Source organism: Leuconostoc garlicum (assembly GCF_001998805.1).
Lineage (GTDB): Bacteria > Bacillota > Bacilli > Lactobacillales > Lactobacillaceae > Leuconostoc > Leuconostoc lactis.
The window spans coordinates 568715-591849 of sequence record NZ_CP016329.1 but is presented as its reverse complement, the minus strand read 5'-3'; the positions used below and the strand labels follow the sequence as shown (position 1 = coordinate 591849).

Annotated in this window: 22 protein-coding genes and 1 tRNA gene; 8 read left to right on the top strand and 15 right to left on the bottom strand. The window is 44.1% G+C overall.

Features of this window, described 5'->3' with window-relative positions:
• Window positions 1-289 precede the first annotated feature (289 nt).
• The 3 genes from A9176_RS02990 to A9176_RS02980 all read right to left on the bottom strand — a co-directional run bounded on the left by A9176_RS02990 (window position 290) and on the right by A9176_RS02980 (window position 4316).
• Window positions 290-1561: a uracil-xanthine permease family protein gene (locus A9176_RS02990; protein ID WP_077282100.1), complete on the bottom strand. Its 1272-nt coding sequence runs from the start codon at window positions 1559-1561 to the stop codon at window positions 290-292.
• A 529-nt stretch (window positions 1562-2090) separates the two neighbouring features.
• Window positions 2091-3602: a peptide chain release factor 3 gene (locus A9176_RS02985; protein WP_077282099.1), complete on the bottom strand. Its 1512-nt coding sequence runs from the start codon at window positions 3600-3602 to the stop codon at window positions 2091-2093.
• Window positions 3603-3692: 90 nt separating this feature from the next.
• A complete protein-coding gene (locus tag A9176_RS02980) occupies window positions 3693-4316 on the bottom strand; it encodes a carbonic anhydrase family protein (protein WP_077282098.1) in 624 nt (207 codons plus the stop codon).
• Between the two features lie 135 nt (window positions 4317-4451).
• Between A9176_RS02980 and A9176_RS02975 the strand changes: the two genes are divergently transcribed.
• Window positions 4452-5105, top strand: coding sequence for an NAD(P)H-hydrate epimerase (locus A9176_RS02975; protein ID WP_029510015.1), 654 nt, complete (start codon window positions 4452-4454; stop codon window positions 5103-5105).
• A 92-nt stretch (window positions 5106-5197) separates the two neighbouring features.
• Window positions 5198-5770 carry a hypothetical protein gene (locus A9176_RS02970; RefSeq protein WP_242943239.1) on the top strand — a complete coding sequence of 191 codons (573 nt, stop codon included), beginning with the start codon at window positions 5198-5200 and terminating at the stop codon, window positions 5768-5770.
• Between the two features lie 107 nt (window positions 5771-5877).
• Here the strand turns inward: A9176_RS02970 and A9176_RS02965 are convergent, their stop codons facing one another.
• Window positions 5878-6729, bottom strand: a complete 852-nt coding sequence (locus tag A9176_RS02965; protein ID WP_068851445.1) for an undecaprenyl-diphosphate phosphatase — start codon at window positions 6727-6729, stop codon at window positions 5878-5880.
• A 188-nt stretch (window positions 6730-6917) separates the two neighbouring features.
• On the opposite strand from A9176_RS02965, the gene A9176_RS02960 reads away from it, so the two are divergent.
• Window positions 6918-6990: transfer RNA gene (locus A9176_RS02960), tRNA-Lys, on the top strand.
• A gap of 88 nt (window positions 6991-7078) precedes the next feature.
• Here A9176_RS02960 and trhA read toward each other — a convergent pair.
• The 4 genes from trhA to A9176_RS02940 form a co-directional block, all read right to left on the bottom strand.
• Window positions 7079-7717 (bottom strand): PAQR family membrane homeostasis protein TrhA, encoded by a 639-nt coding sequence (gene trhA, locus A9176_RS02955; protein WP_029510018.1) that lies wholly within the window; start codon window positions 7715-7717, stop codon window positions 7079-7081.
• Window positions 7718-7841: 124 nt separating this feature from the next.
• Window positions 7842-8723: a DegV family protein gene (locus A9176_RS02950; RefSeq protein ID WP_077282097.1), complete on the bottom strand. Its 882-nt coding sequence runs from the start codon at window positions 8721-8723 to the stop codon at window positions 7842-7844.
• A 56-nt stretch (window positions 8724-8779) separates the two neighbouring features.
• Entirely contained in the window at window positions 8780-9121 is a 342-nt protein-coding gene (locus A9176_RS02945; protein WP_019041690.1) for a fluoride efflux transporter FluC, read from the bottom strand.
• Window positions 9118-9513 carry a fluoride efflux transporter FluC gene (locus A9176_RS02940; protein WP_077282096.1) on the bottom strand — a complete coding sequence of 132 codons (396 nt, stop codon included), beginning with the start codon at window positions 9511-9513 and terminating at the stop codon, window positions 9118-9120. The genes A9176_RS02945 and A9176_RS02940 overlap by 4 nt, the downstream gene beginning before the upstream one ends.
• Window positions 9514-9976: 463 nt before the next feature.
• Here A9176_RS02940 and trpX point away from each other — a divergent pair, with 463 nt between their 5' ends.
• The 3 genes from trpX to A9176_RS02925 are packed head-to-tail and all read left to right on the top strand — an operon-like array spanning window position 9977 to window position 12625.
• A complete protein-coding gene (gene trpX / locus A9176_RS02935) occupies window positions 9977-10981 on the top strand; it encodes a tryptophan ABC transporter substrate-binding protein (RefSeq protein WP_077282095.1) in 1005 nt (334 codons plus the stop codon).
• The gene (locus A9176_RS02930) at window positions 10978-11877 is read left to right on the top strand and encodes an ABC transporter permease (protein ID WP_010005833.1); all 900 of its coding nucleotides are present in this window, start codon (window positions 10978-10980) and stop codon (window positions 11875-11877) included. Before trpX ends, A9176_RS02930 begins: the two co-directional genes overlap by 4 nt.
• On the top strand, window positions 11870-12625 hold the full coding sequence (locus A9176_RS02925) for an ABC transporter ATP-binding protein (RefSeq protein WP_077282094.1): 756 nt from the start codon (window positions 11870-11872) through the stop codon (window positions 12623-12625). The genes A9176_RS02930 and A9176_RS02925 overlap by 8 nt, the downstream gene beginning before the upstream one ends.
• 24 nt (window positions 12626-12649) lie before the next feature.
• Here the strand turns inward: A9176_RS02925 and A9176_RS02920 are convergent, their stop codons facing one another.
• The 3 genes from A9176_RS02920 to A9176_RS02910 all read right to left on the bottom strand — a co-directional run bounded on the left by A9176_RS02920 (window position 12650) and on the right by A9176_RS02910 (window position 15190).
• Window positions 12650-13987, bottom strand: coding sequence for an amino acid permease (locus A9176_RS02920; RefSeq protein WP_068851422.1), 1338 nt, complete (start codon window positions 13985-13987; stop codon window positions 12650-12652).
• 148 nt (window positions 13988-14135) lie between these two features.
• The gene (locus tag A9176_RS02915; protein ID WP_029510026.1) at window positions 14136-14456 is read right to left on the bottom strand and encodes an AzlD domain-containing protein; all 321 of its coding nucleotides are present in this window, start codon (window positions 14454-14456) and stop codon (window positions 14136-14138) included.
• Window positions 14457-14458: 2 nt separating this feature from the next.
• Window positions 14459-15190, bottom strand: coding sequence for an AzlC family ABC transporter permease (locus A9176_RS02910; RefSeq protein ID WP_077282093.1), 732 nt, complete (start codon window positions 15188-15190; stop codon window positions 14459-14461).
• Between the two features lie 228 nt (window positions 15191-15418).
• Between A9176_RS02910 and A9176_RS02905 the strand changes: the two genes are divergently transcribed.
• A complete protein-coding gene (locus tag A9176_RS02905; RefSeq protein WP_077282092.1) occupies window positions 15419-16333 on the top strand; it encodes a lactate/malate family dehydrogenase in 915 nt (304 codons plus the stop codon).
• 29 nt (window positions 16334-16362) lie between these two features.
• Here the strand turns inward: A9176_RS02905 and A9176_RS02900 are convergent, their stop codons facing one another.
• From A9176_RS02900 to A9176_RS02885, 4 genes are all read right to left on the bottom strand, one after another.
• On the bottom strand, window positions 16363-17589 hold the full coding sequence (locus tag A9176_RS02900) for a NupC/NupG family nucleoside CNT transporter (RefSeq protein ID WP_029510029.1): 1227 nt from the start codon (window positions 17587-17589) through the stop codon (window positions 16363-16365).
• A 223-nt stretch (window positions 17590-17812) separates the two neighbouring features.
• Entirely contained in the window at window positions 17813-18769 is a 957-nt protein-coding gene (locus A9176_RS02895) for an ABC transporter permease (protein WP_029510030.1), read from the bottom strand.
• 2 nt (window positions 18770-18771) lie between these two features.
• A complete protein-coding gene (locus A9176_RS02890) occupies window positions 18772-19908 on the bottom strand; it encodes an ABC transporter permease (RefSeq protein ID WP_029510031.1) in 1137 nt (378 codons plus the stop codon).
• The gene (locus tag A9176_RS02885; RefSeq protein WP_077282091.1) at window positions 19908-21464 is read right to left on the bottom strand and encodes an ABC transporter ATP-binding protein; all 1557 of its coding nucleotides are present in this window, start codon (window positions 21462-21464) and stop codon (window positions 19908-19910) included. The genes A9176_RS02890 and A9176_RS02885 overlap by 1 nt, the downstream gene beginning before the upstream one ends.
• 245 nt (window positions 21465-21709) lie before the next feature.
• Between A9176_RS02885 and A9176_RS02880 the strand changes: the two genes are divergently transcribed.
• Window positions 21710-23113, top strand: a complete 1404-nt coding sequence (locus A9176_RS02880) for a TrkH family potassium uptake protein (RefSeq protein WP_029510033.1) — start codon at window positions 21710-21712, stop codon at window positions 23111-23113.
• The last annotated feature ends 22 nt before the right edge of the window (window positions 23114-23135 follow it).

The following is a 23135-nucleotide window of genomic DNA, read 5'->3' as shown; positions in this document are numbered from 1 at the left end:
TACCCCACTTTTTCACAAAGAAAGCGTTTCATTTTTTGAAATCTAGAAAAAATATAATCTTGACGTGATTTGGAGAAGAATTATCAATTTTTTAACGGTATTATAACCCACAAAATAGAGTTATATCTAGGTATAGTCCTGCTCAACCAAAAAATTGCGCGTGGCCTCATAATTTCACCTGTCGGCTCATCATAACTTGACCCAGCGGTTTCTTCAACGCAACCCAGTCGCTATTTTGCATTAAATATCGCGTTTTTTGTGATAAAAAAAACAAGTGGTGACCCACTTGTTACTTTTCACTCGCCGCCACTTTTGGCAACGTTAAATTCAAAATAATACCTAATAATGTTGCAATCGCCACACCAGAAAAATCAACTTGTGGTCCAAGTTGCAAATGGAAATTACCAATTCCAATCACTAAGATTGGCGCTGCAATCATCAAATTGCGCTTCTGCGTGTAATCAATTTTGTTATCAACGATGACTTGCAAACCAGCTGCCGCAATGACACCATACAACACAAAGCCGACACCACCAGTTACCGCGCCTGGAATCGTTGAAATCAAAGCTGATAATTTACCAATGAAACTGAAAACAACAGCAAAGGCGGCAGCACCACCAATAACCCAAACGGAATAAACACGACTCAATTGCATCACGCCAATGTTTTCACCATAAGACGTGACCGCCGGTCCACCAACTAACCCCGCAACAATTGAGGCCGTTCCATCACCAGCTAAGGTACGCTTCAAGCCAGGGTTTTTAAAGAAATCATGTCCCGTCACTTTTGACAACACCATCAAGTGACCCAAATGTTCAGAAAAGGTGACTAAAGCAAGCGGTGCCATACTCAAAACGGCGGCAGGATAGAACTGAAAACCATCTTTGCCAATAAACGTTTCAAAATCTGGTAATTGGAACCAATGTGCGGCAGCAACTGGTGATAAATCAACCAACCCAAAGACCAACGCGACAATGTACCCAAAGATAATCCCTAACAGAACTGATAATAGGCCCAAAAAACCTTTAAGAAACATGTTAAAGGCAATTGTCCCAAGCAATGTGATCAACGCCACCACAAAGATTTTCCAATCATATTTCCCGTTTAACATCGTGGCTGAACTAGCCGCTGAACCAGCCAAACTCAACCCGATCACCACAATGATTGGGCCAACTAATTCCGCTGGGAACAAGCGATCAATCCACCGTGTCCCAATAAAAGTCACGATAGCTGCTACCACAAGGTAGACCAGACCAACAGAGATAATTCCCTGTGCGACCCCAGGATAACCCACTGTTTTCATCAATGACGTCATCGGAATAATGAAGGCAAAACTCGAACCCATATAGGCTGGGATATTCCCACGGGTAATCAGCATGTGGAGCAACGTGCCGACACCCGAGGTAAAGAGCGCAACCCCAGGATTTAAACCAACCAACAACGGCACGAGGACTGTCGCACCGAACATTGAGAATAAGTGTTGCAATGATAGTCCAAACCACGTCCAAAAAGGCGGCTTATCATGGACATCATAAATCGCATTATTTGCTTTTGTCGTCATAATCGTGTTTTGTCAACTCGCGTTAACACATCCTCCTAAATATTCTAAAACCCACAACCAGCGCGAGTTTCAACACTTCCATTATAAACCAAAGAACCTGACTCATGCTATGCATAATGTCAGGTTCTGTTGTATGTAATTATAAGGTTGCGCTGCAAACGCAGATTGAAGCTGAAACATTCACGTTCGGTCATCTTCTCGCTTCTTGCCAATTTATCACCCCTACATTACTTGTCACTATTGTCCAGAAAATATCATCTGCTGTTATGTCTATTTGACGTAGTGGATAAATTTTTATCACGCCGGTTAATGGTTCAAATCACGCTTTGATGTTATCCCTTAGGATGTTATTGTTATTAACCATTGTCTACAAGTTGATGCCCTAACGCTGCAATTTCTGATAAATTACTTTGCGTCATTAATGGCCTCCTCTTTATTTGTTATCTTTATTCTACCACACTATGTAAACGCTTACAATAGGATTATAAATAAAAACAATCACACGTTTTAACTGCGATTGTTTTTGGGATTACATCTTTTCTTCTAGGACAACATCTGGATACTTGTCGTGGAACCAGTTCATCGCAAACTTGTTTTCAAACAAGAAAACGGGTTGATCATAGCGATCCTTCACCAACAAGTTACGGCTAGATGCCATTTTTTCATCTAATTGTTCAGGGCCAATCCAACGCGCCACTTTTGAACCGATGGGTTCAAATTGAATTTCGACGTTATATTCATTTTCCATCCGGAATTGGAACACTTCAAACTGCAACTGACCCACGGCACCAATAATATATTCACTGCCCTGCCAAGACTTGTAGAGTTGAATCGTCCCTTCTTGCACCAATTGTTGAATGCCTTTATGATACGATTTTTGCTTCATCACATCTTTGGCAATCACACGGTTAAAGAGTTCTGGGGTAAACGTTGGCAAATCTGGGAATTGAACCACCTTCTTACCGGCATAAATCGTGTCACCGATTTGGAAATTCCCCGTATCATAAACACCAATAATATCACCAGGTACGGCCGTTTGAACGTTTTCACGTTCTTCCGCCATAAACTGTGTCACATTGGACAACTTCAACTTTTTATTGTTGCGTTGTAAGGTCACGTCCATACCACGGCTAAATTCACCAGACACAATCCGCACAAAGGCAATTCGGTCACGATGGCGTGGATCCATGTTCGCTTGGATTTTAAAGACGAAACCAGTAAATTGCGCCTCTTCTGGTGCAACAACTTGTTCGTCAACCGTCGTCACAGCAGCTGGCGCCGGCGCATAGGTCAAGTAATCACGCAAGAATTCGGTCACCCCAAAGTTAACCAAGGCTGAACCAAAGAAAACCGGTGTCAGGCGCCCATGCGCAATGGCGTCACGGTCAAAGGGATTCCCCGCATCACGCAACAATTCAATTTCATCCATGGTTTCATCCACCACTTCTGGATGTGATGTCGCATTTTTAAACGGTACCATCGTGTCACGTTGCAAGTCATAAATCCCTTGCAAAATCTGCCCTGAACCCACCGGCCAATTCATTGGGTAAGCTTGAATACCCAAAACCGATTCTAACTCATCTAACAAATCCAAGGCTGGTCGCGCATCACGATCAATTTTGTTAAAGAACGTAAAGACGGGAATGCCACGTTGTGCCACGATTTCAAACAGCTTCTTGGTTTGCGGCTCGATACCTTTTGCGGCATCGACCACCATGACAACCGAATCCACAGCCATCAACGTTCGATACGTGTCTTCAGAGAAGTCTTCGTGCCCTGGTGTATCTAAGATATTAATTCGCTTGCCATCATAATCAAACTGCAAGACCGAAGAAGTCACAGAAATTCCACGCTGCTGTTCAATAGCCATCCAGTCAGATGAGGCCAATTTATTTGAGCCACGTCCTTTAACAGTTCCCGCTTCACGAATCACGCCACCATGGAGCAATAGTTGTTCCGTCAACGTTGTTTTTCCGGCATCAGGGTGCGAAATGATCGCAAAAGTACGACGATTTTTTAATTGTTCTTGAAAGTTTTCCATAATCTCTAGTTTACCTGATACAGTGGTGTTTCACAACAAAAAAAGCACCGTCTACGGCGCTTAGTCTTGTCAAATATCACGACCACATAATTATTTTTTCCCAGATACAAATAAAATTTCACGACCAGCTAACGCTTGTACATCACGATAGTTTTCGGGATAGCGCGCATGCAACAAAGCAGTATCTGCGGCTGTCATGCCAATGGGTTGTGCCAAAACGAGCCACGTCACATCTTGACCTAACGGTGGTGTTGTCAAGGAACCCACATAGCGATAATACGCACGATCAGTGGGTAGTAACCCAACGAGTGTTTGTGCGGCCACCGGCCCGTTTAAAATGGCCTGAATAGGGGTTGATGTCACGTCACTTGCGACATCAGCTAAAACAGCTAAGACCAAGACGCGCTCACCTTGTCGACACACAAAATGAATTTCAGCATCATGCCGCTGACCATCAATCAAATGTTCTGCCCCATCATGAAAATGGAAACGTTCTAATTGCCAGGTCTCACCATCCAATTGCAATGTGCCATTCACTAAGAATTGTTCACCCACAATCCGATCATCATAGGTGGTTTGGCCTTGAAATTTTAAGGTCATGGCTGAGGCCATCACTGGCTTACTTTGCTGTTGATTGATATCAATCGGCGATTGAAATGGTGTATCGTCAGCTTGTCGCCAAGTATCTTGCTGACTGTAGTCAAGGTGTTGCATGTGCTGCCTCCAATATATTTACTACCTATTGTATCAAATAAAAAGACGAACATTAACAAGTCAAGGAAATCATATCCCACGATACGCGAATATCCTGTATAATAAAATGCAGATTGAGAAAGAAAAGTGACGCGCATGCAACTTGTAACAGCTGCAGAAATGCAGAAAATTGATAACTATACCGTAGAAACAATTGGGATGCCACAAGACGTACTCATTGAACGCGCTGCAATGGCAGTCCTTGACGTCATTGGCGCTGGCCATTTTAATTTAGATCATATCCTCGTCCTTGCCGGCTTAGGCAATAACGGCGCCGACGGTGTCGCGATTGCCCGCTTGCTTTACGCACAAGGTTTCAACGTTTCCCTACAATTTGTGGGTAACGTGGCACGCGCTAAAGATGCTGTTCATCGGCAACTCGCCATTATCGAAAAGTACGGGTTGGTACGGGCCGAAAAAAGTGACTTTAACCAAGCAACCTTAATTATTGATGCGATTTTTGGGACTGGTTTAAATAATATCCTCCCCGAAGGCTTGCAGAAAATGATTAAAGCAGCCAATCACATCGAAAAAACTGTTATTGCAGTTGATACGCCAACCGGTATTGATGCTTCAACCGGTGAAGTCCGCGGGGCGGCACTCAAAGCCCACACGACCGTCACGTTTGGCTATAACAAACTTGGTCTCACCCAAAAAGTGGGCGGCCATCTCTCTGGTCAGGTTGTTGTCAAAGACATTGGTCTACTGACACCCCCAGATATGACTTTTTCAGTACCTGAACGGCCATAATATGACATTGCTAGGCTAGCAGTCTAGCTTTTATTTACCACAACCAAGAACAAACGTTTGTTAAAACGAACACATGACCCAATAATTTTACAATGACAAGACCAAAATCTCACAAAGTTGCTCTCACCAAAGCACGACGCCAAGAAACGTGGCAACAATTAACCGCTGAACAAAAAGCCGTGCTGATACAACATATTCGCTACCGCCAGACCTCTTTGATGATGGATCGCCAACTTTTCGGTCGCGATGGCCAATGGCTTTTCAAAGCGTACCACTATAACGACGCCTATGATACGCCCACAGAAAAACAACTATACTGTGCATGTAGCCGCCGACTCAAGCATCAATATGTCTTAGAAAATGGCGAAGGCACAGAAATCCGGTTAGGCATCACCCATTTTGCCGATCATCTGGGTATTCCTGAAACCGTTATGCGGCAACTACAAACGCAAATTCATCATATTAACTTCGGCCTCGATGAAATTTTGCAACGTATCCGTCGCCACGCAGGCCTGAACCCCACCATGCAACAATGGTTTATCACCCATCATCACAACTACCCTGATTTACCACCTGATGCCCTTGATTTTGTCAGAGTGGGTTTACCGTTAGAAAAACCCGTTCAAGCCGACATTGTCCGTTACTACAAACAAGCTACCTATTAACCCAAACCACGCCGACCAAAACCGGCTAAACTCTCTCAAAAAGCCTGGGCGGCATTGTTTCAAGACATTTAAAAAAGCTTTCAAACCATCGTTTGAAAGCTTTTTTATTAGGCCATGTGGAGCAAACCAGCAGCACCCAAAATCAAGAAGACGATACCAATCACAATTCGGTACCAACCAAAGGCCTTGAAGTCATTGTTTTGGATATAACGCAACATAAACTTGATGGCAAACAAAGCAACAAGCCATGATACAACGAACCCAACAAAGAGAACGCCGAGCTGACCACCAGTAAATGAGCCACCATGTAGTAAGTACATCCCCACTTTCAAGATTGTCACCCCAAACATCACTGGAATTGACAAGAAGAATGAGAATTCAGCCGCAACAAATCGTGAGGCACCTAGCAAGATGGCACCCAGGATTGTTGCCCCAGAACGTGATGTTCCAGGTACTAGTGAAAGCAATTGGAACAAACCGATGAACAATGCCATTTGATACGTCACCTTGTTAACGTCAGTGACACGTGGCGCAATACCCTTTTGGCGATTTTCAATCACGATAAACGCAATACCGTAGATGATCAACGTCGCTGACACGACCCATGGATTAAGCAAATGCGCATCCATAAAGTCATTCAACAATAGTCCAAACACAATCGCTGGCAAAACACCAACAATCACCTTAATCCACAAACGCCAAGTTTGGAAACGTTCACGTGGCGTTTTTTGCGCTGAGAAAGGATTCAATTTATGGAAGTAAAGTTGAATCACGGCAAAGATTGCGCCGAGTTGAATGGCATAATCGAAAACAGCCGTAAAACTCTTAGTCCAAAGGGCACCACCAGGGATTTGCATTAACGATTCTGCCAAGATAATATGCCCAGTTGATGACACGGGCAAGAATTCAGTCATCCCTTCAACAATCCCAATGATCACTGATTTGATAAAGTCTAACATAGGTTAATCACTGTGTAGCTGATCACTTAACAACTACAATTCCTTCCAATTTAACTTTCTTTATTTTATACTATATTCTTGCAACTCGCCATAAAATGTCAATTTCAGCATTTTTTGCTAAAAAGTGTTGCACAAATTTTAATCCCATGATATTATATTATATGTTGTTTGAAACAATACAACGATATGGACAGTTAGCTCAGTTGGTAGAGCAACGGACTCTTAATCCGTGGGTCCAGGGTTCGAGCCCCTGACTGTCCACTACATTAACAGCACATCAGATCTGATGTGCTGTTTTTCTTTGCATTAAAGCAGCAAAAAAGCAATCATCAACTGATGATTGCTTTTTTCATAGACTGATATAAATACTAGCAAACATTAAGCCAGCGCCACCTAGCACAAAAACATGCCAGTAAACATGACCCATTGGAATTTTTGGTACGAGATAGAAAATTGTCCCTGCTGAATAAGTCAAGCCACCAGCCAGCAACAACCAAAAGGCTGTATGTGACAAAACGCCCCAAAGTACCGGCATCGCTAAGACAATCAACCAACCCATAACCAAATAAATCGTCACGGACACCCATGGCCAACGGCCAACAAAAAATAGGTCATAGATAAAGCCAGCAATGGTCATTGCCAAAATGGCACCCCAGATCGTCCAACCGACCCAACCTTTAATTAATAGCCAAGTATATGGTGTATAACTGCCCAAAATCACTAGGTAAATCCCGGCATGATCAAAGAATTGAAAGGTTTTAGCCGCGCGCGTAAAAACCAGCGAATGGAAAAGCGTGGAAGCTAGTAAGAAGAAGCCCACCGTAGACACATAGATGGCAATAGCCGTGATTTCCAGCCCCGTGACTGGACGCCGCAAGACATGAAAAATTAGCGCAATGCCTGCGCCAACGGCTAACAAAAATCCCAAGCCGTGCGTGACGGCATTTAATACCTCATACGTAATTTGGTATGCTTTCGATTGTTTCATTTAGTCGTCCCCATATATTAATTGTATCGTTCTATTATATCATGTCACACTAAGACACTATGCGCCACAAAAAAATAAAACAGCAGCCAAGGTTACCCTCGACCACTGTCATCATCAGTTATGATTAAATAATATTTTCCCAATCACGGGCCCATAAGACACCCATGGCGCCATCACCTGTATGAACCCCAATATAAGCCCCAATTTCACCACGTTCAAAGGTCACCATTGGATACTCGCTTTGCAAGTCCTTTAACCACTTATCCCCGAGCTTTTGATTATTCCCGTCAACCACAACAGCCCGAACTGGATAATCGACCTGGGTCAAATATTGATCCAATGCGGTTTTGATTTCTTTTAAGGCGCCGCTCATCTTGCGCGCCTTGCCAACGGCACCAATCTTACCTTCACTTTGGACATCCATTGATAAAATGGGCTTAATGTTTAACAAACCACCAACTAGCGCCGCTCCACGTGATAAACGGCCCGTCCGTTGCAAATGTGAAATGTCATTGACAGCAAAACGCACATCAAAAGTCTCACGTAACGTTGTCAAAGCAGCCCAAATGTCATCCATTGAGCGGCCCTTTTCAGCCATATCAGCAGCCATCACGGCTTGCATGCCTGAACCCATCACGGCAAACTTAGAATCCCATACGCGCACATCAGCCATACCATCATACCCAGCCGCCACGGCTTGCGCTGTTTGGAAAGCACCTGACAACCCAGAAGAAATCGGGATAATCAAAGCGGCATCATACCCGGCTGCTTTGGCATCGTTCAAAGCCTCTTCCCAATCGCCAGGTGCTGGTTGTGACGTTGAGGCAATCATTTTCTTGTCTTTCATCATCTTAACTAATTCGCCAAGACCCTGAACGTCAACTGTTTCTTTATACACTTCATCCCCGAAAATAATCGGATCATTCACTTGGAAAATATGATACCGATTACGCAAGGTAGTCGGTATTGTTGAAGCTGAATCACTAATAATTGCTATTTTAGACATTATTTTCTCCCAAACCAGTCGTTAATTAAGGGGACAACGGCCGGTATCTTATTGATTTATTTTAAAATGACAGCCAGTAAGCTACCTAAGACAAAGCTCAACAATCCCGTCGCAACCTGTACGATCAAATAAAGACTTTGTCGCCGTGGCCGTTGGGCACTTTGGGTCATCATGGTACTAAAAGTGGTTAAACCACCAAGCACACCGGTGGCTATTGCCCCATGCCAAACTTGTAAGGTATTAGTGGCAAACATGACACCCATAAAAAAGGCCCCTATCATGTTCACGGTAAAGACAGCGGTTAAATACGTCGTTTGCCACGGCCAAAACGTCAAACACACATAGCGTAACATTGTCCCGACAAAAGAACCGATAAAAATCGCCATTAGTATGGTCATTGCACACCACCTAACCGACGACCGCACCAATGCCCAAAGCGCAGAAAAATCAAGCCACCAACGATTGTCAGTAGCAAATAACCTACCGCCCAAACAAGCGCTATTGTCGTCAATTGGAAATATTGCAAGACCATCGTACTAAACGTGGTATACCCACCAATCACACCCGTACCGATAAACGTTTGCCAACTCGCGAGTCGACTCGCCCTTTGTGCTAGATAGGCACCCAGGCAAGCCAAAAGAAACGTACCCGACCAGTTAATCATCATAGTCATCACTGGTAGGGGGCCAATACCTGGAACAAAGTGCAACAGGTAGCGTAGGCTTCCGCCGATCCCACCACCAAAGCTCACAAGTGCCAGCTCTGTTAAATAATGCTGTTGTTTTTGCATACTCTCTATTCTAACAACTTTGTCGTCAATGAGCAAAAAAGCGACCGTTTACATTTTCAAATCATAGTTATTTTCAGCATTTTCAGCAAATTTTTCTGCTATCACACCACAAATAGTGATGATCCAACGACAGATTAAAAAAACGCCTCAAGAAAAATGTTAAAGTCACTATTGACAACTCATGCACTTCTTAGTATTCTTAAAGCCATAAACAACTCGGAGAAAAAATCATGCAAAATGTGTTAGCACAATTGAACAATGCCTGGTGGCGTCGGTAAGTCAGCTTTTCGGTAACGGATAAAGCTGATGTTTAAAACATTTGTTTTATCCATACCGACGCATTTTGTGTAACATTCGAGTCTGTATGGGAATATGCCATACAGACTTTTCTTTTGACCTTGGAAAGCCCTGTGTGGCCATCCAAGGTCAATTTTATTTTAGAGAGAAATTTGGAGAATTGAAGATGAATAAACGTTTACTAGCTACCATCACGGCCATTGTCGCCTTTCTCGCCGTGGCGTTTGTGACAACTAGTCACCCTAACAGTAGCGCAAAAAAGGCTGACACGGTCCCCACTATCGGGATCCTACAACTGGTAACCCACCCCGCCCTAGATGAGATTCATCGCGGGATTCTCGCTGGCTTAAAATCACAAGGTTATAGCGGGCAGAAAATCAAAATTGATTATCAAAATGCCCAAGCGAACCAGGCCAATTTAAAAACGATGTCACAAAAATTTGCCAATGAAAATGCCGCCCTCACCATTGGGATTGCGACACCAGCCGCTTTGTCATTAGCTAAAACAGCCAACGGTGATAACCCGGTTATTTTAGCCGGTATTACTGATCCGGCTGGCTCAGGATTAGTCAAAACAGCCCAACATCCTGGTAATAACGTGACCGGGACGACCGGTGACTCACCGCTATCACAACACCTCAGCGTAATCCAACAAGCTGTCCCCCACGCTAAAAAATTGGGAATCATTTATACCACGTCTGATCACGGTGGTGAATATAATGCCAAAAACATGGCCAAACTTGCGCAAGCAGCGGGTTACGACGTCAAGCTGTATACCATTTCAACAACTAATGATATGCAACAAGTTGCCGAAACCATGGCAAGTCAAGTGGATGTGGTTTATGCCCCACAAGACAACGGCGTGGCCAGTGCCATGAAGACGCTGATTAACGTGACCAATCAAAACAACATTCCAGTCATTCCAGCAGTTGATACCATGGTCAAAGATGGTGGCTTAGCGACTATTTCTGTGAGTCAATATGATATTGGGTATCAAGCCGGCATCATGGCCGCCAAGGTGCTCAAAGGTAAAGATCCTGCCACCTACCCCGTTAAAACCATTACCCAAGGGGATATGGTCGTGAACTTAAAGCAAGCGCAGCTATTAGGGATTCAACTCCCCGACAGCATGATTAAAGCAGCAGAAACCAAAGGAGAAGTCATCAAATGAGTATGATCGTATCAAGCATTGGCCAAGGGCTACTTTGGGCCGTTCTAGGCGTTGCCCTATTTCTTACCTTCCGAATTTTAAACTTCCCCGACATGACCGTTGAAGGGTCCTTTCCCCTCGGGGCCGCCACTGCCGTGACCATGATTGCGCACGGGTTTAATCCTTATTTAGCCACCCTTGCCGCTTTTGTCGTTGGCACGTTAGCTGGTTTAACCACTGGCTTACTTTACACCAAAGGCCGTATTCCAATCCTTTTGGCTGGTATCTTAGTCATGACAGCGTCATTATCAATCAATTTACGCATTATGGGGTCAGCCAATATTTCCTTACTCAACCAACAATCCATTTTCTCAGCATCCTTTCTCCAACACTTACCAAAATATTTTGATGGCGTTGTCGTCGGCTTTGTAATTATTACCGTCATCACGCTTGGCCTAATCTTCTTTTTGCAAACAGAGCTTGGGCAAGCTTTTATTGCTACAGGGGACAATGCCACAATGGCACAATCTATTGGTATTAAGACCGATCGGATGACCATTATGGGCTTGATGCTTTCCAATGGTTTAATCGCCTTTGGCGGGGCTGTCATCGCCCAAAATAATGGCTATGCCGACATCAACATGGGGATTGGTGTGATCGTTATCGCGCTGGCCTCGATTATCATTGGTGAAGTCGCCTTTGGTGAGTTGTCTTTGAACGAACGCCTCGTTGCCGTCATTGTCGGCTCAATTATTTACCGTCTGGTTCTACTAGCCGTTTTGCAACTTGGCTTCTCAACAAACGATTTGAATTTGATTTCAGCCATTGTCCTCGCTGTCGCCATGATGTTACCACAATTACGTCAGGCTTTACGCTTGGAACACGTCATCAAAAAAGGAGTCACACCACATGACTAAACCGGTATTTTCATTACAAGACATTGTTGTCACTGTTGGTGATAACGTCAAAATCCTTGATCATCTTAACTTTGATATTTATGACGGTGATTTCATTACCGTGCTTGGGACTAACGGTGCCGGAAAATCCACCTTATTTAACACCATTGCCGGTAATCTCCCCGTTGCGTCAGGTACTTTATTGCACAACGGGCAAGATATTACCCATACCACAGCCGTTTCCCGAACTGACACCATCGCACGCGTCTTCCAAGACCCTAAAATGGGGACAACGCCACGGATGACCGTCGCTGAAAATCTGTTATTAGCCGAAAAACGTGGCCAAAAACGGACATTGCGGCCACGCGGACTCACTAAAGAAAAACTTGCTGAATATGCCCAATTGACCAAGGTGATGGGGAACAATTTAGATACCCGCTTGCAAACTGCAACTGGTGATCTCTCAGGTGGGCAACGCCAAGCGTTGAGTTTCCTCATGGCTACCCGCGTCAAGCCGGAATTGTTACTACTTGATGAACACACCGCAGCGCTAGATCCTAAAACTTCTGAACAACTCATGCATGCCACAAACGACCAAGTAGTCAAAAATCACCTCACGGCTTTGATGATTACCCATAATTTAGCCGATGCTTTAAAGTATGGTAACCGATTAATTATTCTTAATGCTGGTCAAATTGTGCTCGATGTCCGTGACGACGAAAAAGCCGCTTTAGATGAAACTAAGATTTTAACTTATTTCATGGCTTAAAAAAACCGCCTTTCGGCGGTTTTTTTAGTTGTTTTTAACACGCAATATACTCAAAACAGTGAGTACAATAAACCATACAATAGCAAAAATAGTTGTCCCCATAGTTGCTGGTGAGCATAGTAAAATCACAAAAATGCCTAACATAAAGGCAATCGTCAAATAATTTGATACAGGTGCCCATGGCATCTTAAAATGTTGCTCGCCTTGTTTAAAATCAGCTGAGCGCCGGTATTTCAGATGCGTCACTAACAAGGCCACATAAATGCCAATAAATGTCGCTGATGCCGTTGACGTCACCAGACTGAACGCATCTTCTGGGAAGACATAGTTCAAACCGATGGCTAACGCAACCAAGATAGTCGATGCTGTGATCGCCCGTAAGGGGATCCAACGCCGATTAACTTGCGCCAAGTAACTTTTTTTCGGTGAAAGTGAGAAGAGCATACGCCCAGTTGTAAACAAAGCACTGTTCAATGACGAAGCCGCGGCCGTCAAAATGACAAAATTGATAATTCCGGCTGCCGTACTAATCCCAATATTTGAAAAGACTTGGACAAACGGTGAGTGATCAGCACTGTAATCTGTCCAGGGTTGAATAACCATAATGGCCAACAAAGCCCCAACATAAAAGATCAAAATACGAATAATAATGGAATTGATTGATTTTGGAATTGTTTTAATCGGATTTTGAGTTTCTGAAGCGGCAATCCCGACAAATTCAACGCCCAAGAAAGCAAAGAAGGCCATTTGGAAAGTTGTCAAGAGTTGACGCCCGTGATCAGCCACTAAACCGTGTGACCACAGTGTTGACAGTTGGGTCACGCCAACGCTTGTCCGGACATGGCCAACAACCATAATGATGCCTGTCAGAATCATGGCTATAATGGCCACAATCTTAATCAACGCGAACCAAAATTCTGCTTCGCCGAAGGCTTTCACCGCCACAATATTCATGGTGTACAATAGCCCCAAAAAGATTAGCTCCCACAGCCATGCAGGCGTTCCTGGCAGCCAAAACTGCATATATTGCCCAATAGCCGTTAGCTCAGCCATTGCAATAATGATCCAACCAATCCAATAAGTCCACCCCATCACGAAGCCAGCGCGTGGCCCGAGATATTTTTTGATAAAGCCAATAAAGGTTGTCTGATCATGATCAGACAGTAGTAATTCGCCAAGCGCCCGCATCATAGCAAAAACGAAGAAACCAGTAATGATATAGACCAATAAAATAGCTGGGCCGGCCTTTTGAATTGAGCCACCCGCACCTAAAAACAAACCGGTACCGATCGTTCCGCCCAGGGCAATCATGTTAATATGCCGGCCTGATAGCGTCCGTGCCAGCTGATGTTTTTGTGTCATGATGCTTTTCCCCTTAAATAACGTCTATATTTATCTTAGAGGATAAGCATCAAGAAATAAAACTAAACTTTTTCATCTTTAGATGAAAAATATTCACGTATCACCTCCCAACCGCAAGGCAATAAAAAAAGCCTGCCAAGACAGACTTTTAACCTAAAAATAGCGTCGTTAAATAAATTGCAATCAAACCGGTAATCACCGAAACCACCATAGAACGGCTCTTATAAGCAACCAAGAAGACGATGACCACCGTCACAACATATGGCCAACGCCATTCAAATGTTGTGCCTTTAATGAACACATCTTTTGCCACTAAAGCCGCAAACAAGGAAATGGGCACATACTTCATCCAGTCGTGGAACCAACTAGGAATTTGCCGTTTTGAAAAATAAAAAATTGGGAGCACCCGCGGTATGTACGCGGCTAAAAACAACCCGAAAATAAGACCGTAAATTGCTAAATCAGACATTCTTATTCCTCCACAGCAACCGCTGGATTAGCGAGCGCCCGGCGCTTATGCTGCCACTGTTCAAAACTATGTCCAGCATAAGACGCAACTAGGGTTGCTAACACAATCCCAAAGGTGTTTTTAATCGTGACCATAAAGAGTACGGCTAACACGGCAGAAACCACCGCGGCCACCAGACGCTTTTTATTTTTCACATGCATCACAAGCATGTAAACAAACATGGCAGTCAGCGCAAAATGCACTAAACTACTATCAATCTTGATAAATTGGGCCCCAAGCGTCCCCACCATGTTCGCTGAGGTCCAAGCGAACATCGACAACCAGTTGACCCAGAGAGCCTTTTGACCGTCCCAAGAACTATCGGTCATAAATTTCAAATGATTGACGGCATAATTTTCGTCATTCATCGATTGTGAAAAAATCGCTAAGAATCCGTTACTTTCATGCTTGAGATAACGTGACAAGGTTGCCCCCAAAAGCGCATAACGTAGTTCTAAAAAGAACACCATCATTAAGATTGTGCTGACACTACTTTGCGTTGCCAGTAGCGCCACCACTAAAAATTGGCCCCCACCTGAAAAAACAAGCACTGAAATCAAGAACGTCTGAAAGACGTTGAAATGTACCGACTGTAGTAAAATACCGCTCGCCAGTCCTAATGGTAAATAACTGACAAAAAGTGGTAGCGCAGCATACCACACTTTGCGGAAATCGGTTTTGGACATCAATGACATGATGAACTCCCTTAATATTTTTAAAGTATCACACAAGGTTCTATTTTATCACAAATCAAACCAATAATTATCACGCAATCGGTGCTTAATCCCACCTATTTCCCCAACTCATTTTTGCAATCAGCAACTTATGATGTTCCACGTGAAACATGAGCAAAATTTGGCGTTTTCCTATAAAAATGTGTATAATCTAATCAATAACACATTTTAAATTCATGAGGTGGTTTTATGCGAAAAATTGGCGTTGTTGGGATTGGTCACGTTGGTGCAACAGTTGCCCATCTGATTGTGAGCCAAGGTCTCGCAGATACATTGGTCCTTGTTGATAAAAACCCTGATAAGTTGGCATCAGAAGTACTTGATTTTCGTGATGCCGCGAGTTTATTACCTCAACACGTGACGGTGACAGCCGGTACAACGGCTGACTTAGGCGATGCTGATGTCGTTATTTCAGCACTGGGTCATATTGACCTCATCCAACCTGGCGGAGATCGTTTCACGGAATTACGCGCCAATACACCAGAAGTGCAACAAGTCGGAACTGACTTAAAACATGCAGGTTTTCAGGGGGTCTTAATCGTCATTTCCAATCCAGTTGACGTGATGACTGGCCTTTACCAACAAGTGACCGGTTTACCCACCCAACAAGTTTTTGGCACAGGGACTTATTTAGACACTGCCCGTTTGAAACGCGCCCTCGGTGACGCCCTGAATATTGATCCGCGCAGTGTCAGTGGCTATATGTTAGGCGAACATGGGGCGTCACAATTTGCCGCCTGGTCAACCGTTCGGGCACTTGGCCAAACCGCAACTGAACTGGCCGCTACCTACCAGCTTGATTTGAATCAAATTGCCGCTGATGCGCGCGATGGTGGCTTTACTGTCTTTGCTGGTAAAAAATATACCAACTTCGCCATTGCCCATGCTGCTGTGGCATTAGCCCAACTTGTGCTGTCAGATGCCCGCCAAGAAGCGATTGTGTCCCATTACGACCACCAATTTGACAGCTATATCTCGACACCCGCTATTATTGGTCGTGGCGGTATTGTCGGGGATTTTTCTTTAGCGCTTACGGCTGTCGAACAGGCCAGCCTCAAGCAATCTGCCGCTGCCATCGCCGAAAAAACAGCGGCCTATCTATAAAAAAAGCGCATTGCTGCGCTTTTTTTGCCTTATGACCAAACAAACAACCCAGCGGCTGCCGCTGAAACCAGTGAAACCAAAATACCCGCAAGCAACATATAAGGAACGCGTGCGCTAAGATAATCATTCTTTTCCTGACTGACCAATCCTTTAAAGGCGCCAATAATCATCCCCAATGTGCCAAAGTTGGCAAAACTCGTCAAGAACACAGTCAAGACAATTCGCGCATGCTCATTGGCAAATAGCCCTTTTTGCGCCATGATGTTCTTAGACACTTCACCCATCACCACAAATTCATTGGTCACTAATTTCGTGCCCATGAACTGGGCAATTTGAAAGGCTTCGTGGGCATTAAAGCCCAGGAGCCATGCAAACGGAAACATGACGACACCAAACATATTTTCTAATGTTAACCAGCGTAGGCCAGTTAAACTCAATAACTGGTCGATCATGGCAGCCAGTGAGACAAAGGCAATAACTGTTGCAGTGATAATCAAGATTAGCTTACCTGCCCCAAGAATCGAATCACCTAGAAATGAGAAGAAGGGCGCTTTTTTATTGTCGCCACCAGCAACACCAACAATCACGTCATCTTCGGGTGCCACTTTGGTTGGATTCAAGATGGCGGAAATAATGATTGCCCCCAAGATATTTAACGGAATCGCTGTTAACACATACTTACCTGGCACCATTTGCGTGTAAGAACCAATAATCGCTGAGGTCACACAGCTCATCGACATCATAGCCAACGTAAAGTTACGGCGGGCTGACATCTGATCAAGCTGCGTTTTTGATACGGCCAAGACTTCCGTGTTCCCCAAAAACATCATTTCAATGGAGAAAAAGGCTTCAAACTTAGGCTGTCCTGTAATCAAGGCCAACCCCTTACCAATCCATTTAATCAACCATGGCAAAAAACCAATATAAGTCAAAATATCAAATAATGGCACAACCAATAAAATTGGTAATAAGGCCGACGTCACAAAGTTAGGGCCACCATTATTAGCTGTCAACCAATCCGGCAAAGCAAAAGCTGTTCCCTCTGCGGCCACGGAAACTAACCAGTTAAAGCCGTCAGCTGCACCCTGAACGGCAATTTGACCCATTTTAAATTGCGTGAAAAACCACGCTAATATTAATTCAATGGCTAACACCGTCACTACTGATCGCCATTGGATATTTTTTTTATCGTTTGAAAACAAATACGCAATCCCAATAAATATGGGAATACTGAGTATGTTCATGATCACAAGCATTTTAATTACCTCTTAACTCTCTCGTATTTCTGCCATGTTGATGCGCCCATCACGCTTCATTAGAAAATTTATGTCTCTGTCTATTGTAACAGGACAGCGATATAACAACAAAAAATGATTATAAATTAAAATCTTATCGCTCACCTTCGGCAGTATATAACCTTATTTTCAGGCAAAAAAAATCCTAGCTGGATCCAGCTAGGATTTTTACCAGTCAGCTTATTTAAGCTGCCTTAATATAGTTGACACCATCTGCCTTTGGCGCACGTGTCTTACCAAAGAAGAAGACAAGCACGATAATCGTCAAGACGTACGGTGCGATTTGTAGCCAAATTGATGGGACGTTCTTCAAACCTGGCAATTGTGCCCCAACCACGGCAAGTGATTGTGACAAACCAAAGAAGAGCGAAGCGCCCAATGCGCCAATTGGATTCCAACGACCAAAGATCATCGCTGCCATCGCCATGAATCCCTGACCCACAATGGTGCTGGCTGAATAGTTCAATGAAATTGATTGTGCCACCACGGCACCACCAACGCCACCAAGCAAGCCTGAAAGCATCACGCCTGAATAGCGCAAACGGGCCACATTCAAGCCTAATGTATCAGCTGCTTGCGGATTTTCACCAACTGAACGCAAACGCAAACCAAACTTCGTCTTGAAAATCACGTACCAAGATAGCACTGCCACCACGATTGCTAGCCAAGCTGGCCCAGAAGTCTTGGCAAAGAAGAGGTCCCCAAGAATCGGAATGTGTGACAAAACTGGAATTGATGTATAACCAAAGTCTTGTGAAATTGGTACAGTTTGTCCCTTACCATAAAGAACTTTAATTAAGAAGACACCCAAGGCTGGGGCCATCAAGTTAATCACAGTACCCGAAATAATGTGGTCCGCACGCAATGTGATTGTGGCCACACCATGTAACAAAGAGAAGAGCAAACCAACCACAGCCCCGGCAAGCAAGCCAAACCAAGGTGTGGCTGAACCTAAAGTGCTAGCAAAAGTCAGGTTAAAGACAACCGCCGCAAACGCGCCCATGCCCATAATCCCTTCCAAACCAACGTTGACGACGCCGCCACGTTCTGAGAACGTGCCACCAATTGACGTGAAAATCAACGGCGTTGAGTAAACTAATGTACTAGAAATTACGAGTGATAACATCGCCATTAATGACATCTTTATTCACCGCCTTTCTGATTTTTACCGGCAACCGACTCGGCTTTGGCTGCCTTCTTAATTGCAGCTGCTTCAGCTGCCTTTTCGTCCATTTCATGGACACGCTTTTGAATCAATTGAATCAAATACTTTGCCCCAACGAAGAAGATAATTGACGCTGTCACAATATCAACCAATTCAAATGGTACACCGGATGACATTGGCATGCCTAGACCACCAATCTTCAACACTGAGAAGATTGCGGCTGATGCTAAGATACCAAGGTATGAGCCACTACCAAGCAACGCAACTGCCATCCCATCAAAACCAATGGCTGGCGAACCATTTTGCGTAAAGAAGTTCAAATAATTTCCAAGACCTTCAATGGTCCCAGCTAAACCGGCTAAACCACCAGAAATGGCCATAGCAATCACGGCATTACGCTTGTCTGACATCCCCGCGTACTTTGCCGCATCCGCATTCAAACCAACGGCACGAATTTCAAACCCAAGTGTCGTCTTAGTCATCACAAACCAGATCACAACAATCATGATCAGAGCAATGAAAATACCCGCTGAAATACTTGAGCCTTGCGTCAAATCAGTCAACCACTTCATTTGCAATGACGCATTGGCACCGACTTGCTTGGTTGTTTCGGCTGATTCTTTAATGCTCTTTGACATCGTATTTTGCAAAATGTTATTCCCTAAGAACAACAAAATATAGTTCATCATGATGGTCACGATCACTTCACTGGCACCAAACTGGGCGCGTAACCAACCCGGAATAGCGCCCGCGATCGCCCCTAACCCAACGCCAAGCAAGATAGAGCTTGGCATCATCAGATAAGCTGGCATATCTGGAAAACTCAACGCATACCAGACTGAACCGACCCAGCCGGCTAAGGCTTGACCAGATAACCCAATGTTAAAGAATCCAGCTGTTTGCGCCACAGCAAAACCAAGCGCTGTTAAAATCAATGGCGTCATTTGAGTCAAGACACCACCGATGTCTTGCATTGAACCAAAGGCTGAACCCAGTAACGCCACATAACCAGAAATCGGATTATACCCGAAAACCAGCATAATAACGGCCCCAATAATCAACCCAAAAAGGACTGAGAATAAGGCCACAGAAAATGAATTTTTTTGTGCTGCCATTAGGCGTGTACCTCTTCTTTAAGCGCTGCACGGGCGTCGGCTAGACTCATCCCTGTCATCAGCAATCCTAATTCTTGTTTATTTGTATCTTTTGCATCAACAATTCCGACAACTTTACCCGCATTAATCACGGCAATACGATCAGACAAATTCAAAATTTCATCTAATTCAAAGCTGACGACCAGCACTGCTTTACCGTCATTACGTTGGTCAATCAAACGTTGATGAATATATTCAATCGCTCCGACGTCAAGCCCACGTGTTGGTTGTGCCGCAATGACTAATTCGTTATCACGATTTAATTCACGGGCAATGACGGCTTTTTGTTGGTTACCACCAGACATCGACCCAGCCAAAACATGAATACCAGCTGAACGCACGTCAAATTCCTTGACCAACTCGTTGGCCAACTTGTCCATTGCATCAGCTTGTAACACACCATGTTGCGACAAAGGCGCCTTATAGTACGTTTGCAATGCCAAGTTTTCTGACAATGTCATATCAACTTCCATCCCAAACCGGAGACGATCTTCAGGAATATGCCCCACACCAGCTTCTGTGATTTGGCGTGGCTTCTTATTGGTAATGTCTTGTCCTTGCAAGACCACCTGACCTGACTGTACTTTGGTCAAGCCAGTAATCCCTTGGATTAATTCTGTTTGTCCATTGCCATCAATGCCGGCAATACCGACAATTTCACCAGCTTTAACATCCAGTGAAAAGTCTTTCACAGCAGCCACACCACGTGCATCATGTATTTCAAGCTTATCAAGGTGCAACACTGTTTCACCAGGTGTCGCATCAATCTTATCAGTCTTAAAGCTCACTTCACGGCCAACCATCAAATCAGCTAATTCTTGTGATGACACACCGGCTACTGGGAAAGTATCAATTGACTTACCGGCACGAATAACCGTCACCGTGTCAGCGGCTGCCCGAATTTCATCTAACTTGTGGGTAATCAAAATAATTGACTTCCCCTCTTTGGCCAAGTTATGCAAAATAGCAATTAATTCTTCGATTTCTTGTGGGGTCAAAACCGCTGTTGGTTCATCAAAAATCAAAATATCCGCCCCACGATAGAGCGTCTTCAAAATTTCAACACGTTGTTGCTGCCCCACGGAAATATCAGAAACCTTCGCATAAGGATCAACTTGCAATCCGTATTGTTCAGACAATGCCTGAATCTTTTTGGCTGCTGACTTGGTGTCAAGTGACAAACCTTTCGTCACTTCAGACCCCAAAATGATATTTTCAGTTACGGTAAACGCGTCAATGAGCATAAAGTGCTGATGCACCATGCCAATACCCAAAGCAGCTGCCTTTGAGGGTGAATCAACGGTAACTTGATTACCATTAATCAAGATTTCCCCTGACGTTGGTTGCAACAAGCCCGTGAGAATATTCATCAGAGTTGATTTCCCTGCACCGTTCTCACCAAGTAACGCGTGAATTTCACCTTGTTGGACTTTTAAATTAATGTCATCATTGGCTGCGAAATCACCAAATTTTTTGACGATGTGACGCATCTCAATGACTGGTAATGATTCGGTCATTTATTTTCTCAGCGCGCGGGAAATGGCAGTATTTGCACATTATCAACCGCGTTTCCACTTTCTGATATATTTTCAAAAAATTCCACGGACAAATGCTGTTCGTGGAAAATTCTTCAAATAATATTATACCATGTTTGCTATCGTGCAATTATTTCAATTGATTTACTATACACACCGCTGTTAAACGTTTTAAAAATCCGTATTGCTTTTGTTCCGCCGCCTCAAAATTACGCTATAATAGAGGCATGTCACGAAAAATTGAACTCCCCACTGCGGCGGAAATGAAAAAATTTCATAATCAATCGCTTCAACGGACATTCTGGTCACGTTTTTCGATGCCCCAACGGCTGACACTTGGCTTTCTATCCGTCATCACAGTCGGCGCACTGTTGTTGATGCTGCCCATTAGTCATTATGGCAATATGCGGCATAGTTTTCTCAATGCCCTATTTACCTCGACATCAGCTGCGTCGGTGACGGGACTCACAGTGGTTGATACGGCCACGCACTGGACACTCTTTGGCCAGATTGTCATTATGTGCTTGATTGAAGTTGGTGCGTTAGGGTTTATGTCTTTTTCTGTGCTATTGTTCACAGCAACCAAGCGACAGATGGACTTACGTAACCGGATGATGATTCAAGAAGTTTATAGTCTTGAAAATCTGTACGATACCCGCGCCGTTTTTGGTTACGTCATCAAGTTGTCCATTATCATTCAAATTGTCGGGGCACTCTGCCTGGCGCCATTCTTTATCAATGATTTCGGTTTCAAAAAAGGGAGTTTCTTTGCCCTCTTCCATGCCATTTCGGCCTTTGGAAATGCGGGGTTCACGACGCTACCTGGTAACGGGGTGGCGTATACAAGTCAGCCTTGGGTGATGTTCATTTTTGCCGCCTTAATTGTGGCCGGCTCGCTAGGATTTTTGGTTTGGCGAGATGTTTTGTTGTATCCACGGACTAAAAAATTAAGTCTCCATTCAAAACTCGCCTTAGTTATGACTGGTGCCCTGATTGTTGGTGGTTGGCTTTTATATGAAATTACGCAAAGTAATTTAGCTATCGCCCACACCCTGTCACCACTCAACCGCGCCTTCAATACGCTTTTTATGTCAATTTCTTATCGCACAGCTGGCTTTTCTCAATTCAGCTTTACCGATATGTCACAAGCCACAATCTTAGTCACGATGATCTTAATGTATGTTGGCGGTACCCCCGGTTCTACTGCGGGTGGGTTAAAAACAACCACTTTAGGTGTTTTATTGCTCAAAACACACGCTGCGTTGCGCGGTAAACAAGATGTGACCTTTGCACATCGCCGTCTTACTGATGAAAACATTACCCGTGCACTACTTCTTGTTTTTGTTTCAATGATATTCCTGGCTGGTCTATCATTTTTGCTCCTCCTCACACAAGGGACCGACGCCCACTTTGGTCTTGAATATATCGTCTTTGAAGTGGTCAGCGCGTTTGCCACTGCCGGATTATCCCTTGGCCTCACACCGCACCTCACGGACTTTGGCCAATGTGTCATCATGCTCACGATGTTTATTGGTCGTGTCGGCGTCTATACGGTGATGTTCTCTGTACTCAATGTGCACACCGAGCACGCCCCTTATCGCTACCCTGAAGAATCCGTCATTATCGGTTAATATTTATTTGAAAGGATAAAAA